Origin of the sequence: Desulfovulcanus ferrireducens (assembly GCF_018704065.1) — a bacterium.
Taxonomy (GTDB): Bacteria; Desulfobacterota; Desulfovibrionia; order Desulfovibrionales; family Desulfonatronovibrionaceae; genus Desulfovulcanus; species Desulfovulcanus ferrireducens.
In genome coordinates this window covers 1-16,158 of the sequence record NZ_JAGUQP010000006.1, presented here as the reverse complement: position 1 = coordinate 16,158, position 16,158 = coordinate 1, and the positions used below count along the sequence as shown (strand labels likewise).

Sequence of the window (16,158 nt, the reverse complement as noted above, 5' to 3'; positions counted from 1 at the left end):
GCCTTAATTAACCCTGTCAACTATGTATTGGGCCAACTCGGCCAGAAAGTCTTTTTCCCGGCCAGTGTATTTATCTAAACAGGCTTTGGCTTTTTGAGCGCATTCCTGGGCCAGTTCGCGACTTTTTGTAAGTCCCAGCAGTGCAGGATAGGTAACTTTACCCTGATCCTGGTCGCTGCCAATGGGTTTGCCCAGTTCTTGCTCATCACCGACAATGTCCAGAATGTCGTCAACGATCTGAAAGGCCAGCCCAATGGCCTGCCCATATTCTCGGGCCATTTTTTCATCATCTTCATCGGCCCCTTCAGACTTGGCCAGAATAGCCCCGGAGACACAGGATCCCTGGATCAGGGCACCTGTTTTCATGCGGTGCATTTTTTGAAGTTCCTTGAGGTCAAGAAAATTTTTCCCGGTATAGAGCATATCCAAAACCTGACCGCCTACCATACCTGCCGGTCCGGATGCCCAAGCAATTTCCCGGGTTGCTGAGACAATCAAATGGGAGGGCAGGGGAGCGGAAAGCATCAGGGAAAAGGCATGTGTTAAAAGTCCGTCTCCAGCCAGAATTGCCAGAGCTTCACCAAATACTTTGTGGTTAGTGGGCTTGCCTCGGCGGAGATCATCGTTGTCCATGGCTGGCAGGTCATCGTGGATAAGGGAGTATGTGTGGATGAGTTCGATGCCGCAGGCAAAAGGCAAGACCTGTTCGAGATTAACACCAAGCATCTTGGCCCAGGTCAGGCAAAGGACCGGGCGGATGCGTTTTCCTCCGGCCAGCAGACTGTATTCCATGGCTTTGACCAGGTCGCACGGAATCCCTTGACCTTTGACACATTGGGAAAGGTAGAAGTTTACCTCCTGGGCATAAACTTTCAGTTCTTCTTTAAAGTTCATTGTTACTACCCTATTTCTCTACTTGTCACTCTTCCTTGTCCTGTTCTGTTTCCTGGATGAAAACGCTTACTTCATGTTTGGCTTTTTCCAGTTGCTGGCGGCAGGAGTAAACCAGGGAAAGTCCTTGTTTAAATAAATCAACTCCCTTTTCCAGAGGCAGGTCCCCTTGCTCCAATTGCTCGACTATTTTTTGTAATTTTTGCAGATTTTTTTCAAATTCGCTGCTTTTTTTTGCCATCTTAAATTACCCCTGGGGCGTATGAAGTGCGCCCCTGCCCCTTAATCCTTACCCTTTACTTCTTAGTTTATCAACTCCAAAAGGCCTTGCTTCAGACTCCAGAAAATCAAATATTTGGCCATCTCAATGTTTAACCCCTTGGCTGCGCAAAGTCTAAGCACCAGTTCCTTTATGCTGATGGGGCCTCGGGCCAAAAATAAGAGCATGCGCAAGCAATCTTCCTGGATAAATTCATTAACCCCGGCATACATGACAGGAAAATCTTGCCCTTTATAGATGCGTTGTCCCAATTTGCTCCACTTGACAAGTTCATTTTCATTTAAAATTCGGCTGGGATAATGGGAGAATATTTCAGGATAAGGAGTGTTCAAAGGATGAGGTACTGCTTTTTGCTCTGGTTCTATTTTTTGATTCCACAGATTTTTCCATAGGTTCAGGTAGGACAAGATTATTTTAGACCAATCAAAGTGCTGACGAACAAACATAGACCCAAACTCACCCATCTTGAGCCTCAGCTCCTTGTTTTGGATCAGGGTTAGCAGGTTTTTGACCAGGGCAGGCAGATCGACCACTATATTTTGAGCCATTAATAGGTGCGACTGATTATCAAAAATAAGGGGAGCCAGGTCGCAGAGCCAGTCCTGAGAGGATGGACCATAGGTAGGAACGAGAAAGCCGCTTTTTTGGTCTTGAACGAGCTCTTTGTATCCATCAAAATCAGAGACAATTACAGGAAGTCCCATGGCCTGGGCCTCTAAAACAGTCAGGCCAAAGGTCTCCTGGTAGTTGTCAGCCAGGGAAACAAAAATATCCCCCTGGGCCAGGATTTTTTTCTTCAGCGTTTCATCTGGCCGGGGAAATATTTTTAGTGTCAGACCAATATTTTGACTTAAGTTTTTAAGAGGCTCAAGAAAATCTTCTTCCTCATTCACCCACCCGGCCAGAATCAGAGTTATTTCCTCTTTTTGGACTCCTGCCGTAAAGACTTCCTGTATGGCCCGCAAAAGAGGCAAGAAGTCCATTTTGGAATAATGAGAGATGCGGCCTAAAAAGACCAATGACACTTTTTCTTTCGAGAGTCCTAGTTCCTGACGGATGAGTTTTTTATTTTCAGGGTCCAAAGGAAGAAATTCATCCGTAAAAATCCCTAGCGGAATGGTGAAAAGAGACGGTTCTTTGAAATCGATGCTAAGGTTATAGGATGTGCGTAAATGGTTATAATATTTTTGAATAACCTCTTTGCCACTACTTGATGAGCAAACCAGCGCGTCCCGGGCTGTGCATCCCGGCCAGAGATGGCGAAAGAAATAAAGGCTGTAATGCTGATAGCTTAGGGAGTGGATCATACTAGTAATGGGAAAGGTAGTGGAACTGAGTTTATTGCGCAGCCTGGAGAGCCCTGCTGGATAATTGATGCAGTCTGATAAGTGAAAGCAAAAATAGTTATACTTTTGCAGGGCCTTTAAGAGTTTTAATCGGGGATAAATACGCACTTTGCCTGTCAATGTGGGAAGGGATTGGCGAATAAAATCTTTTAGGTGATTAATGGTTTTCAGGTCGGGCAAAAAAAAGTGATATTCATCAAAAGGGTCTGCTTTAAAGAGGGCTTTCAAGAAAGAACTATTGGCTATTTTGCGACCCAGAATAGGTCCGGCTTCAAAAAAGGGGTCAAGAGATGCCCAAATTTTTTGTTCCATAATTTTTTATCTAACAATAACTTTGCTTAAACAGTCAATTCTTTCTGCCCTGGGCAGGATGCGTATAAGTATTGGAGTGAGGGGGCCAGGGTTTGGTTTAGTCAAAACTTACGTCCCAGGATTAAGATACGCAGCGTTTTCTCATGTCTTCCTTAACGATACGTCTTTTTTTTCTTATTCTTCTTCGCTTCGTTTAAAATGGCTTTGGAAAATGTAAATGCAGCAACTCACTTACAGCCTGGTATGTAAATTGCTGGAATTACTTTATCTGAGTAGGAAAAGGAGGGCAAGTATGAATCGAGAAAATAAAGATATTTATTTTCTTTTGTTAGATATCCCTGCTGACATTGAAAAGCAGTTTGAGGAAAATTGTCCATCAGGCTGCCGGATAGTTAGCTTAAAGGAACTGGAAAAAATTAATCAGGAATCAGGTCCTAATTATCCGGCAGTATTTTTTATACCCGTTGAGAAGTGGGAAAATATTTCCACCTTGGACATTTTTGGAGGCGACTTAAGTATTCAAGTGGTCTTGGTGGTTACTGAAAGAACTTCTTTAGATGCTTATGATTTTCCACCGCCCGAAAATTTTTTGGGCTATTTATATCTCCCTGTAAACAGTAAAAAGCTAGCTTATTTCAAGAATAGGGTCGCAGAAGTACATAATTTATATCTTGACCTATACCATATGGCCAGAGAAATTGCCTTGGAAAGAGAGCTTTTGGCCAGGAAAAATGAACAACTGACATTTTTAAATCGTATTTTAGCTAAGGCTACTTTGAGTCTGGATGTGTCCGAGATTTTAGATATGGCCCGGAAAGAGTTTGGTGCAGTTCTGGAAACCAAAGCGCTTTTAGGGGTGTTTTGGCAAGCAGAAAATGACCTGGAGGCTCAGATCTACCTGCCCTCTACTTCTCCAGGATTGGAGCAAAAGTGGATTGAATATCTTTTACAGGCCAGCCAAAGATTTAATCAGAAAATGATAAAAAATTATCAGGTCAATTATCTAGCATACAAAGTGGAGGATTGCTTATTGAAGCCGCAAACATGGCAATTGATTCTGATCCCTTTAAAAATAGGCCAGAAAACTTTTGGGGCCTTGGCAGTGGTTACCAGTCAGGCTTCCAACCTGGGACGAGATCAGGTTCAGATTTTACAAAGTGCGGGTAATCATCTGGGATTGGCCATCCGGAATGCCTTAAAATATAAAAAAGTGCGTATTCAGGCTGATCATGATGGCCTGACCAGAGTTTATAATCGTCAATCTTTTGACAAAAGACTAAGGTTGGAGTTGAAGAGACATCAGCGCCATGGCCATAGTTTGAGTTTGCTTATGTTAGATTTGGACTATTTTAAGAAGATCAATGATACTTATGGTCACTTGGCCGGGGATATGGTTTTGCAAAGGATTGCCAGGCTTTTGAAAAGTACAGTCCGGGAGACTGATTTTGTGGCCCGGTATGGGGGCGAAGAATTCGTGTTACTTTTGCCTGAGACTAGTGAAGAAGATGCTTGGCTTCTGGCTCAGAGAGTTCGTCAGAATATTCAGAAAATAATTTTTTCATTTCAGGGTAAAAAGTTTAATGTTACCGCCAGCATCGGGGTTGCGTCTTTAAAGCCAGATCCGTTCACACCAGCTGACGTGTTCATTAATCGGGCTGACGAGGCGCTGTATTTAGCCAAAAATAGCGGTCGGAATATGGTCTGCACAACTGGTGGTCATATGGTTGGGCGTCAGTGCCTGCAAAAGTGTAACTGATTAACAAGCTGTTTGAGTAGATAGGGAAGAAAGTTTTGCTTCTTCCCTGAATTAGCCTGCTCTGTCCTCATGGTTATTTAGGCATTTAGGATTGAGAAATAGAGCAAATTGTATATGTTGCTTATAGTATTTAAAAAACTCAACCCTCCAAATGCTTGACCTTTACCTCTAACTTCCCTCTCCGATACACTGTAGATTTTTTACAGTCGCGCCAACATATATTTTTCTAATCCAGACTATGCTATTCATAGCCTTTAGGTTAGAATTTTATAAGGTTATCCTCTTTCTTGTCTTTTTACGTATTGACTGCTGATTTTAAATAAGGCTAAACTATTGAGATCACAAATTCAGCAGTGCTTTGTCTAGATTTAATTAGGAGGTAGGATAAGTGAGCAGAAAACTAGGGTCTTTTGTATTGGGCTTGTTTTTTTTCCTGTCAATGTTTTGTTTTTACATGCCTGTACCTGTCATGGCCGGTGGCCCAATTGTCTTGAACTATGCTAATTTTCCACCAGCTCCTACTTTTCCTTGTGTTCAGATGGAGGAGTGGAAAAGAAAGGTTGAAGAACGCACTAAAGGCAAAGTTCTTATACAGACATATCCTGGCGGCACCTTGCTCAAGGCCAAGGGCATGATGGACGGGGTTATTGCAGGTACAGCAGATATTGGTTGTCTTTGTATGGCCTATCAGCCAGGACGTTTCCCTATCACTAATGCTATTTCTCTGCCTCTGGGTCTTCCCAACTCCACGGTAGCAAGTCTTGTTTTATGGGAGTTATATAAAAAATATACTCCGAGGTCTTTTGCCAAAGTAAAGGTGCTGACCATGTTTACTACCGCACCGTCTAACATTATGTCTAAAATTCCCATCAGAACTTTAGAGGATATAAAAGGCGTTCCCTTGCGTGCCTCCGGCGGAGCAGCCCAGATATTGAAAGCGTGGGGGGCAAACCGCGTGGGAATGCCCATGCCTGAGACCCCGGAAGCCTTGCAAAAAGGCGTGGTCAAGGGTTTATTTTCTTCTCTTGAAGTACTGAAAGATTTTAAGTTCGCCGAACTTTGTAAGTATGTGACAATCACCAACACTGCTGTATATCCTTTTGCTGTTGTTATGAATATGGATTCCTGGAACAGACTGCCAAAAGATGTGCAAAAAGTCATGGAAGACTTAGGTAGAGAGCAATGTATATGGACCGGTACTTATATGGATAACCATGTAGCTGAAGCTCTTGAATGGTCACAAAAGACACAGGGAGTTGAAGTTATCAAGCTTAGCAAGGAAGAAAAAGCCAGATGGGATAAGCTTCTGGACCCAATTGTAGATCAGTGGGTCAAGGATATGACAGCAAAAGGTCTTCCTGCCGCTCAAATTGTTGAAGACATAAAGAGCATGATTAAAAAATACGAGTAAAGTACAACGTAAAGGTATACCTGCAAAAAGTGGGGCGAACACATAGGTTCGCCCCTTTGAAAATACCATGAAATCAATAAATTCAATTCTTGACAGGGTAATCTGCTGTTTAAACATAGTTTTATTGGCGATATCAGGTTGTCTTTTACTAGCTATAACCATTTTGACATGTTCCAATGTTTTTTTGCGTATCTTTGGCAGGCCCATTCCAGGCACTTTTGAGCTAATGGGCTATCTGAGCGCTGTACTGACAGCTTTTGCCCTTGGTTACACTCAGGTAAGGCGTGGTCATATCGCAGTTGATGTATTTGTTCTCAGATTCCCCAAAAGAATGCGCAATTTTTTGAATACGATAAATTATTTTATCTGTATGATTTTTTTTGGCTTTGTTGCCTGGCAGATTGCCGGGTATGCTGCCACCCTGCGGCAGACCGGTGAGCTTTCCGAGACTTTACGGATTATTTATTATCCATTTACCTATGGGGTGGCATTAGGTTGTTTTGTTCTTTCTCTTGTTTTTCTGGTTGATTTTTTGAAATCCATACTCAAACGGAGAAACGAAGAAACAGGGAAATATTGAGACGTTTCCTGTTAAACATTGCCGAAGTCAGACCGGCAAAGTTGGACTCAAGAATACAGGGAAGTAGGGATGTAGCTGTTTGCTCCTGTCCACCATTCACAACCCGGAACTTAAAACTCAAAATTTAATTATGGACCTGACGCTAATAGGTATTATCGGAATAGCTTTTCTTTTAGTGGCACTTTTTTTTCTGGCCATGCCAGTTGGATTTGCCATGGCTGTGGTGGGATTTTGCGGATTCTGGTACGTGATCTCCTTAAAGGCTGCCATTACCATGGTAGGATCAGAAATCTGGTCTACATTTTCCAGTTATGGCCTTACAGTGATTCCTCTTTTTATTTTTCTAGGTTACCTGGCTTTTAATTCGGGCATTGCGGAAAGATTGTATAATGCGGCTTATAAATGGTTTGGCCACTGGCCCGGAGGTCTGGCAATTGCCACCATAGGCGCAGATGAATTATTCGCAGCTATCTGTGGCTCCAACACAGCTACAGCAGCCACCATGGGGACAGTAGCCCTGCCTCAAATGAGTAAATATAATTATGATACAAGGCTTAGCAGTGGGACAATAGTAACTGGTGGCACATTAGGGACACTGATGCCGCCTAGCGTAGTTTTAATTATTATTGGCCTTCAGACGGAACAGTCAATAATCAAGCTTTTTCTTGGTGGCGTGTTGCCTGCTTTACTTCTGGGATGCTTATTTGTCCTTACAATTTTTCTTATCTGCCGTCTTAATCCTGAATTGGGTCCGGCCGGGCCTAAAGCCTCCTGGAAAGAAAGAATAAAATCATTGGCCGGTGTTATTGAGGCCGTGGTTATTTTTACTATAGTCATTGGTGGGTTGTATGCAGGCCTGTTTACTCCGACGGAAGCAGGTGCAGTTGGTGTATTTTTTACCCTGGTTTTAGCACTTGCCACGCGTAGCCTGTCCTGGAAGGGATTTGTTCATTCCATTGTCGAAACAGTCAAGATTTCCAGTATGGTCTTTTTCCTGATCACTGGAGCGATTATTTTTGGGCGTTTCTTGGCCATCACCAGGTTGCCTTTTGCAGTAGCAGAGTTTGCAGCTTCCCTGCCTGTCTCGCCATATATTATTTTGACTTTTGTGCTGCTTATTTATCTCATAGGCGGTTGTTTTATAGATTCTTTAGGTTTTCTGGTCTTAACTATTCCTATCTTTTTCCCCTTAGGGGTAAAGCTTGGTTTTGACCCTGTCTGGTATTCCATACTTTTGACCATGGTTACCACCATGGGGGCCATAACGCCGCCAGTTGGTGTGAACATCTATGTAGTCAAGGCCCTTGCGCCTGAAATTGACCTGAGTATTATTTATAAAAGCGCAAGCATTTTCTTGTTGCCTTGTATTTTGTGCATCATCCTTCTTATAATTTTTCCTGAAATCGTGACCCTGTTGCCTGGTTGGGTGAATGGGTGAAGAACTCAATGACTCGACTTTTGGGGGGTGCTTTTCCAGGCATGTTTGCTTCAATGCTAACAAGGCCGTTTGTAGTGCAACAAACAAGCCTTCCTGCCTGCGCGTCGCATGCAGACAGAGCTATACGATAGGAAATTACAGCATGTTAAATTTGACGATTTTTAATTGAGTTTTACGTTAAACAAATTGGAATAAAAGTATATTTGAGCCAGTGAGTTTCACCCAATGGGTGAGATTGCCACGGGCAGCTTCACAGCCCTCGCAATGACAATCTCGTCCCTGTCATTGCGAGCGAAACAAAGTGTAGCGAAGCAATCTCAAAGTTTGAACTGCAAAAAAACACAATTTAGGAGTATGTTAGATTATCACTAAAGTTGATTTAGTAAATTCAAGAATGGAGTAAGGTTTATGACCAGGACTTTTATGCCAGAGATTAAATCTATTGAGGAATTGAAAGAACTGCAGCTTCAGGGATTAAAATGGACAGTCCAGCATGCTTATCAAGGTTCAAAAGATTACAGAAAAAAAATGGACGAGGCTGGAGTTCGTCCGGAAGATATACAAAGTTTAGCTGATCTACAAAAACTTCCCTTTACAACAGCCAAAGACCTTCAGGATGGCTATCCCTTCCCACTTCTTGCTGTGCCGTTAAAGGATGTAGTGCGTATTCATGCTTCGTCTGGTACTACTGGCAAGAGGAAGGTGCTTTGTTATACAAAAAAAGATATAGATGACTGGACTCATTTTTTTGCGCGTTGTTTTGAAATGGCTGAGCTCAGCCCTGAAGACAGAGTGCAGATAGCTGTAGGCTATGGCGTTTGGACAGCTGGAGCAGGTTTTCAGGCTGCCTGTGAAAGATTTGGAGCCCTGGCTTTGCCAGTTGGGCCTGGCAACCTGGATTTGCAATGCCAGTTTCTGATCGATTTTCAAAGCACTGTTATTTGCTGCACTGCATCAATGGGACTTCTTTTGGCAGAGGAGGTGAACAGGCGAGGGATAAAAGACAAGATTAGTCTGAAGAAAATGATCTTTGGCTCTGAGCGTTCTAGCGATGCCATGAGAAAACGTATCCAGGAATTACTTGGACTTGAGCATATGTTTGATATTCCTGGCATGACAGAGTTGTATGGCCCGGGCACAGGACTGGAATGTGTCTGCCATAATGGTATTCATTACTGGGCCGATTATTACATTATCGAGATCATTGATCCCGAGACACTGGAGCCAGTTCCTGAAGGAGAGACAGGCGAGATGGTGGTGACCACCTTGCGTAAGGAGGCGGTGCCACTTATTCGTTATCGTACCAGAGACTTGACAAGGTTGTTGAGTGGAGACTGCCCCTGTGGTTGTATTATGCCCAGGCATGATCGGATATTGGGCCGGTCAGACGACATGATTATCTTCAGGGGGGTAAACATTTATCCCGCTCAAATAGACCATATTCTATCAGAGATTAAAGGGTTGGGCAGCGAGTATCAGATCATACTGGAAAGAAAGAATGATGGCAGAGATTATATGATGATTAAAGTGGAACGAGCTGAAGGCATAGACAGTAGTTTAGATGTTAAGCTTGTTAAAGATGTGCAACAAAGAATAAAAGGGCAGCTGATGGTCAGTGTTGGGGTAGAGTTGCTGCCCTATAAGTCTTTGCCAAGGTCAGAGCGCAAAACAAAGCGTGTGTTTGATAAAAGGGAAAATTAAATGCAATTGTAACAAGTCGAAATTGTAGATATTAATGAGTCTACGGTCAAACCTTACTTAAGAGGACAACCTGGATCCGTGAAAGTGAGTAAATTTTGTTTATTGACAATTAGCAATCCGGAACTTTTGTCAAACAGGCGAAAAAACTCCCTCGAAGGCAGCCTAAATTAAAATTTTAACACGATTCGTTGGATTTATGGGGTATTATATTTTCAGGTTTTTAAGCAAATTTTGGAGCTAACGATTTAAAAAGATTTTAATTAAGGCTGCCTAACTCGGTCAGACAGTTTTCGCTGTTTTCCAAAGACCCCGGATTGTTACAGGAATCGTTATTGAGTCAATTTTCACGGATTTAGGGGACAATTTCTCATAACTTTTTCAATCCTGATTTCTTTCAAACTGGTGCAAATGCCTGGATCCATCTACCCCAGTTGAATACTGGCAAAAGCCAGCCCCGCTTCGCTGGATTCAACGGGGTAAAAAGTTTGCTTGCGGGCAGAGCATAATGGGTTATTTTTGATAAACGAATAATCTTTTAATTATACCCAAGTTGAGTGATTTTCGCTCAATGGGTGAGATTGCCACGGACAGTTTCGCTGCCCTCGCAATGACAATCTCGCTCCTGTCATTGCGAGTGGAACAAAGTGTAGCGAAGCAATCTTGAAGTTTGAGCTGCAAAAAACCGCTCAATTTAAACTATAGATAGTTATGGCAAAGAGTCCCAGGTATTTAGCTTTGTCCCCCTATGCTCTGCTTATCCGCAAGCTAAGCTCAAAATGGCTTACCCAGTCCTTTGCAATGCATTCAAGAAACCAGGATTTCTAATCTGGTAGTCAAAATGGGATTTGGCCACAGATTCTAATAAAAACATGACAAACACAACCGGTTAAGATAATTCAACATTCAAAACCCAACATTCAAAATTTCATGCAAAAACCCAGGTTTTTGCATGAGCATCTGGTACTACTCAGTCTTAAAAATACCCCAGACTGTTTAGTATAGAAAGTTGGTCTTCTTTTTCCTTGTCCCTGCCCGATCTTTCTCCTTCACCTTCTGGAAGATGGGTACAGGGCTTACAACCCAAGGATCGATATCCCTGCTCATACAGAAAGCAATAAGGAAGATTTTCCTGCATGATATATGACCAGATATCCATTTCGCGCCAATGCAGGATAGGGTTGACCTGCATATATTCAGGGTCCTTTCTTTGTTCAAAATAGTCTCTTTTTTCTCTTGATGGGTGTTCATCAAACCGAAGTCCTGTGAGTAAGGCGGTCAAACCATGAGCTCTAACCGCTTTTTGCAGAGGAATTATTTTTAAATCTCGACAGCAGGCAACCTTGTTTTGGGCAATGGGGTAGGTTTCCAAGGTCACTTCGGGCCGGGCAATTATAAGGTCAATCTTCCAGTTGGCCTGAAGTTGATCTCTAAATTTTATGATTTCAGGAAATTTTAGCCCTGTATCTAGGTTTAAGGCCTTGGGGTTCGCCCTATATCCTTTTTTTCTTAGAAAATTTTTCCACAGCCAGAGTACTGTGGTAGAGTCTTTGCCTCCTGTCCAGGCTACCGCTATTTTATCAGTGGCGAACCTGGCATAGACCTGTTCGAATATTTTTTGGGTCTGGATAATTTTTTTTTCTAGATGCAAATGACTACCTCCCACAGATAAATTCACATCCTGGCAAGCCTTTGTTGGAGCTGATACCAGTGTTTTGGATTATCCTCTTAATTGTTGAGGAAATTTCTACCTATATTAAAATCCCTAACAGTAAGGCTTGTCGTTGGCAAATTATTTTTTACGGCTCTATGTTATGAACTTGCCTTTTTTCTTTGCAATTTTTTAAGGAATATCTGTAGACTCTGTTGATAAACAAAAAAAAGAGGCGCCACTTAAGGCGCCTCTTTAATGGCAGGTTGGGTCAGAAACTCTGACCCTGGAGGAGGATATAAATCCAGTTACCTAGCCACGCATGTTTTTAAACGGGCGAAAGAGTTTCGCCAGCGCTTGTTTTCGGCTCATAACCGGTGGCAAGGACAAACCAGCTACAGCGAATTCATGGTAGTTTGCCGGTTTGGTCTGAAAGAGGTAGATGACTCGTACAGACTCCGGATCGCCTAGTATAGCATCGGGATAGTATTTTTTGACCTTGTTCAGTCTTTTTTTAGCCAGAGCAAGCATTTCTTCCCGGTCGCCAAAATTCATGGCCCCGGTAGGACAGGTTTGCACGCAAGCGGGCAAGAGTCCGTTGTGTACCCTGTCCAGACACATATCGCACTTGGACATGATCTTGGAGTTTTCATCCTGTCTTGGGATGTCATAGGGGCAGGCCCCACGTATTTCCTCAATATCCATTTTTTTGGTACGTTCAGTAAATATTACTGCACCGGTCAGCTCATCCTGCAAAATAGCCTGCTCATCATACATGTCAGCAGTCATTTTACAGGGTGGTTCGACACAGTGGCGGCATTGTTCAGGAAAGAAGAGCCAGTCTTTAATCTCTCCTTTTTCGACAACCTCTTTCATGCGCACCAATTTATATGTGATGTAGGACAAGTCTTTGGGGTTCTGATGTGAACCCCAATTGTATGTCTTTTCTGCCGGCAATTTATGCCATTGCTTACAGGCAATCTGGCATCCCCGGCAGGCAGTACAACGAGTGAGATCTATAAAAAAGGTTTTTCCGTCCATAAGCTACCTCCTTATTTTTTGCGTACGTTGACCATAAAGGCCTTGGTTTCCGGGATGCCAGTGTTTGGATCGCCTACTGAGGGAGTGAGGATGTTGGCCGCATCTCCACCATCTTTTGGATAGATCCAACCATAGTGCCAGGGCAGTCCAACCTGATGTATTGTTTGTCCCATGATCTTAAATGGCCTCATTCTTGAGGTAACCATGGCTACTGCTTCAAGCTGACCTCTATCATTTTCCACAATGATTTTTTCTCCGTTTTTAATTCCCTGTAGTTTTGCCAATTCAGGACTTATTTCTACAAAGAGTTGAGGTTCCGCCTCCAAAAGCCAGGGCTGCCATCTAGTCATAACGCCAGTTTGCCAGTGTTCAGTGAGCCGATAGGTGGTGCACACAAAGGGGTATCTTGGGTCACAAGATGTCCTTTTCTCCATTTCACCGTCAAACTTAAGGGCTGTGGGGTTGTACAGTACATTGGACAGGGAATGTGACTTAATTGGGCACTCCAGAGGTTCGTAATGTTCCGGGAATGGACCATCTACCCTGCCAGGGCCAAAGATTTGGCCGTGGCCATGTTTGCGCATGATAAATGCGTACTTGGTTCCTGGCTTCCATCCTCCGTCAGGTACATCGCCAACCCATTTCTGGCCATTCCAGGCAATGACAGGTTTTTGTGGTGCATAGGGACGTCCTTTAAGATCAACTGAAGCTCTATTGTACAGGATTCTGCGGTTGACTGGCCAGCACCATGACCAGTTGGGGAAAAGACCGATTTTGGCCTGTTCAGGTGTTTGGGTTTTATCGCGTCGGGCGGCCATGTTACCTTTTTCTGTGTATGAGCCGCAGTATAGCCAGTTGCCGGAACAGGTTGAACCATCCGCTTGAAGGTAGGCAAAACTTGGCACTAATGTGCCGGCTTTGAAGGTTTTGCCTTTAATTGTCACATCCTTGAGGAAGTAGCCATTGACTATTTTGGCCACTGCATGTGGGTCGTATACGCTCTTTTTATTGCCCCATTTTTCCGAGCTCAAATTGACAATAGGTTCAGGATAAGCTCCTCCCTCGGTCTGGTACAGGTGTTTTACCCTCTCAAACAGTTCGCAAATGATATCTCCATCGGGCTTGGAGTCACCAAGCGGTTTGGCTGCAGCGTAGCGCCATTGCATCCAGCGGCCCGAATTGGTGATAGAGCCTTCTTTTTCCACGGAAACCGCACAGGGCAAGAAAAAGACTTCTGTCTTCACTTTTTTGGGGTCCATGCCCGGTCCTTTCCAGAAGGACGCGGTCTCGTTGTCAAAGATATTGACCACAACCATCCAGTCCAATTGGCTTAATGCCTTACGGGCTTTATTGGAGTTGGCTAATCCATTGGCCGGATTTTGCCCCCATGCAAAAAAGCCTTTGAATTTGCCTTTTAGCATTTCATCGAAGAGGACCAGAAAGGAAGCATTTTGCCCATCATCCAATTTAGGCAGCCAGTGATAAGCCTCGTGGATATCTGCGTCCATATACATAGCCTTGAGCAGACTGGCCGAGTATTTGGGATAATTTTGCCACCAATTGGCACTCTTCGGATCATTGCTCTCTGGTGTATATTTTTTATTGTACGCATCCAATGTTGGTTGAGACGCCTTGGGCGTTTTCAGATAGCCAGGCAAAATATGATAAAGCAGACAATGATCAGTAGAGCCTTGGACATTTGACTCCCCACGCAGTGCATTAATTCCGCCACCGGCAACACCAATATTGCCCAGGAGGAGCTGTATCATGGCCATGGCACGGATATTTTGCACACCCACTGTATGCTGGGTCCAGCCCATGGCATACATGATGGTTCCGGACTTATCTGGTTTACCTGTAGCTGTATAAGTTTTGTAAATCTCGATAAGTTTTTCTTTGGGCGTTCCTGTAATCTCTGATACACGATCCAGAGTGTATCGTTTATAGTGCTTCCTTAAGAGCTGGAATACACAGCGGCTGTGTCTGAGGCGATGGTCTTTTTTGGGGTTGCCGTTTCTATCCAGTTCAAAAGCCCAGTAGGACTTGTCGTATTTGCCGGTTTTAGGATCAAATCCGGCAAAGAGACCATCTTTAAATTTATACTTTTGGTTCACAATAAAAGACGCGTTGGTATAGTTGACCACATACTCTTTAAAATAAAGGTCGTTATCCAGTATATATTTGATCATGCCGCCTAAAAAGGCGATGTCTGTCCCGGAACGGAGAGGGGCATAGATATCTACTTTGCTGGAAGTCCTGGTGAAGCGGGGATCAACGTGAATGAGTTTGGCTCCTTTGTCTTTGGCCCTCATGACCCATTTAAAAGAAATGGGATGATTTTCAGCGGCATTACTGCCCATAACCAGGATGCAATCACTGTTTTTTATGTCGATCCAGTGATTGGTCATTGCACCGCGTCCAAATGACTCTGCAAGAGCCGCTACTGTAGAACTATGACAGATACGTGCCTGATGTTCTATATAGGTGACACCCAAGGCGCGAATCATGGCCTGGTAGATCCAGCATTCTTCATTGTCTAAGGCTGCTGAACCTACAGAGGCAAGACCCTCGCAGCGGTTTACTTCTTGTCCTTTGGAATTATAGCGAACAAAGGTTTGATCCCTGGTTTCTTTAATTTTGCGGGCAATGCGATCCAATGCCCAGTCCCAGGATTTTTCTTCCCAGTGTTCACTGCCGGGAGCTCGGTATAAGACTTTGGTTAAACGGTTTTCATTCTCTGCAAGCTGGTAAATGGAAGCGCCTTTGGCACAAAGGGCACCTTCGTTGATGGGATGGTCCGGATCGCCTTCGACATTAATAATTCGTCCGGGACCTTCTTTGGCAGAGTGGACAATAAGTCCACAGCCCACGGCGCAATAACAGCAAATGGAAGTGCTTTCTTTGGCCCATCTAAGTTTTAATAGTTGGGCTCTGGCAGCAGTAGGTTTTAGATTAAAACCTAAACCACCGAATGCGGTTGCCGTAGTGGCCGCTGCTGAAAGTTTTATAAACTCTCTACGACCTAGTTTCATAATCCCTCCTCATGGTTTAAAGGTTTTTAACTGCCTCTTGTTTCACGGTTAAGATAAATGAGCAGGTCAATACCTGCGGTCATGGGAATGTTCTGAAACCAAACTGTTTGTCTTTTCCCATGGATAGGTGTTAGTTTTAAGGTTTGGCTTCGTTCTAAAAGAGGGTCTAAGTTTAGACCCAGGCCACAAAAAGGCAGATTAAAAAAAGAATTCAATGATACCTCCCCAAGAAAACGATTTTGCGATGATACGGACTTTAGATGTTAGAGAGAGAAAGTCAAAAGTAGGTAGACTTTGCAAAGTTTGACACAAACTCCAGGTAATAACTTTTTTTGGTATTTTTTTAGAGAGAAGGTTATGAGAGACGAAGACAGAAGGGGGTGCTCTGATGTAAAGATTTAAGAAAAAGTTTTTTTGAGGTGTTTTTTAGAAGGCTAATGATGGAAGAAATCTTTTTAAGATTTTTGTATAAAAAAACAAAAAATATATATTATAAAAATGATTTTATATATCAAGATGTTATATGTTAAAATTTGAGAAATTGAGTGTAAAAGTTTGAACTATAATTAATACTAATCGAATGTTTATTAATGTAAAAATTTTATAAATCAATAAATATAGATTGTATTTATGTAAATATTTAATCACTAGTGTCCGGTTAAAAATATTTCAATAAAGGCAATAAGTTAGGCGATTTGTTTCGTTGTTCATTTTGTTCATGT

The 16,158-nt window shown here is 43.0% G+C and carries 12 protein-coding genes; 5 read left to right on the top strand and 7 right to left on the bottom strand.

From position 1 onward, the window contains the following. Positions 1-3: 3 nt before the first annotated feature. From KFV02_RS03280 to KFV02_RS03270, 3 genes are all read right to left on the bottom strand, one after another. On the bottom strand, positions 4-894 hold the full coding sequence (locus tag KFV02_RS03280) for a polyprenyl synthetase family protein (protein ID WP_252380105.1): 891 nt from the start codon (positions 892-894) through the stop codon (positions 4-6). Between the two features lie 25 nt (positions 895-919). Next, on the bottom strand, positions 920-1,132 hold the full coding sequence (xseB, locus tag KFV02_RS03275; RefSeq protein ID WP_252380104.1) for an exodeoxyribonuclease VII small subunit: 213 nt from the start codon (positions 1,130-1,132) through the stop codon (positions 920-922). A gap of 62 nt (positions 1,133-1,194) precedes the next feature. Next, on the bottom strand, positions 1,195-2,829 hold the full coding sequence (locus KFV02_RS03270) for a glycosyltransferase family 4 protein (protein ID WP_252380103.1): 1,635 nt from the start codon (positions 2,827-2,829) through the stop codon (positions 1,195-1,197). A gap of 292 nt (positions 2,830-3,121) precedes the next feature. Here KFV02_RS03270 and KFV02_RS03265 point away from each other — a divergent pair, with 292 nt between their 5' ends. The 5 genes from KFV02_RS03265 (at position 3,122) to KFV02_RS03245 (ending at position 9,715) form a co-directional block, all read left to right on the top strand. Then, complete coding sequence (locus KFV02_RS03265; protein WP_252380102.1) at positions 3,122-4,585, top strand: GGDEF domain-containing protein; 1,464 nt, start codon at positions 3,122-3,124, stop codon at positions 4,583-4,585. Between the two features lie 388 nt (positions 4,586-4,973). Then, positions 4,974-5,996 carry a TRAP transporter substrate-binding protein gene (locus KFV02_RS03260; RefSeq protein ID WP_252380101.1) on the top strand — a complete coding sequence of 341 codons (1,023 nt, stop codon included), beginning with the start codon at positions 4,974-4,976 and terminating at the stop codon, positions 5,994-5,996. Between the two features lie 67 nt (positions 5,997-6,063). Then, entirely contained in the window at positions 6,064-6,576 is a 513-nt protein-coding gene (locus KFV02_RS03255; protein ID WP_252380100.1) for a TRAP transporter small permease, read from the top strand. 79 nt (positions 6,577-6,655) lie between these two features. Further along, a complete protein-coding gene (locus tag KFV02_RS03250) occupies positions 6,656-8,014 on the top strand; it encodes a TRAP transporter large permease (RefSeq protein WP_353617284.1) in 1,359 nt (452 codons plus the stop codon). A gap of 408 nt (positions 8,015-8,422) precedes the next feature. Beyond that, positions 8,423-9,715: a phenylacetate--CoA ligase gene (locus KFV02_RS03245; protein ID WP_252380099.1), complete on the top strand. Its 1,293-nt coding sequence runs from the start codon at positions 8,423-8,425 to the stop codon at positions 9,713-9,715. Positions 9,716-10,688: 973 nt separating this feature from the next. Here the strand turns inward: KFV02_RS03245 and KFV02_RS03240 are convergent. The 4 genes from KFV02_RS03240 to KFV02_RS03225 form a co-directional block, all read right to left on the bottom strand. Then, complete coding sequence (locus tag KFV02_RS03240; RefSeq protein WP_252380098.1) at positions 10,689-11,363, bottom strand: phosphoadenosine phosphosulfate reductase family protein; 675 nt, start codon at positions 11,361-11,363, stop codon at positions 10,689-10,691. A 312-nt stretch (positions 11,364-11,675) separates the two neighbouring features. Next, positions 11,676-12,404, bottom strand: coding sequence for a 4Fe-4S dicluster domain-containing protein (locus KFV02_RS03235; RefSeq protein WP_252380097.1), 729 nt, complete (start codon positions 12,402-12,404; stop codon positions 11,676-11,678). Positions 12,405-12,415: 11 nt separating this feature from the next. Further along, complete coding sequence (gene fdnG / locus KFV02_RS03230) at positions 12,416-15,436, bottom strand: formate dehydrogenase-N subunit alpha (protein ID WP_252380096.1); 3,021 nt, start codon at positions 15,434-15,436, stop codon at positions 12,416-12,418. A gap of 26 nt (positions 15,437-15,462) precedes the next feature. Continuing rightward, positions 15,463-15,651 (bottom strand): hypothetical protein, encoded by a 189-nt coding sequence (locus KFV02_RS03225; RefSeq protein WP_252380095.1) that lies wholly within the window; start codon positions 15,649-15,651, stop codon positions 15,463-15,465. Positions 15,652-16,158 lie beyond the last annotated feature (507 nt).

Excerpts from the sequence above, each read along its gene's own strand:
- KFV02_RS03280 (WP_252380105.1), bottom strand. The coding sequence starts at position 894 with ATGAACTTTAAAGAAGAACTGAAAGTTTATGCCCAGGAGGTAAACTTC.
- xseB (WP_252380104.1), bottom strand. The coding sequence starts at position 1,132 with ATGGCAAAAAAAAGCAGCGAATTTGAAAAAAATCTGCAAAAATTACAA.
- KFV02_RS03270 (WP_252380103.1), bottom strand. The coding sequence starts at position 2,829 with ATGGAACAAAAAATTTGGGCATCTCTTGACCCCTTTTTTGAAGCCGGA.
- KFV02_RS03265 (WP_252380102.1), top strand. The coding sequence starts at position 3,122 with ATGAATCGAGAAAATAAAGATATTTATTTTCTTTTGTTAGATATCCCT.
- KFV02_RS03255 (WP_252380100.1), top strand. The coding sequence starts at position 6,064 with ATGAAATCAATAAATTCAATTCTTGACAGGGTAATCTGCTGTTTAAAC.
- KFV02_RS03245 (WP_252380099.1), top strand. The coding sequence starts at position 8,423 with ATGACCAGGACTTTTATGCCAGAGATTAAATCTATTGAGGAATTGAAA.
- KFV02_RS03235 (WP_252380097.1), bottom strand. The coding sequence starts at position 12,404 with ATGGACGGAAAAACCTTTTTTATAGATCTCACTCGTTGTACTGCCTGC.
- fdnG (WP_252380096.1), bottom strand. The coding sequence starts at position 15,436 with ATGAAACTAGGTCGTAGAGAGTTTATAAAACTTTCAGCAGCGGCCACT.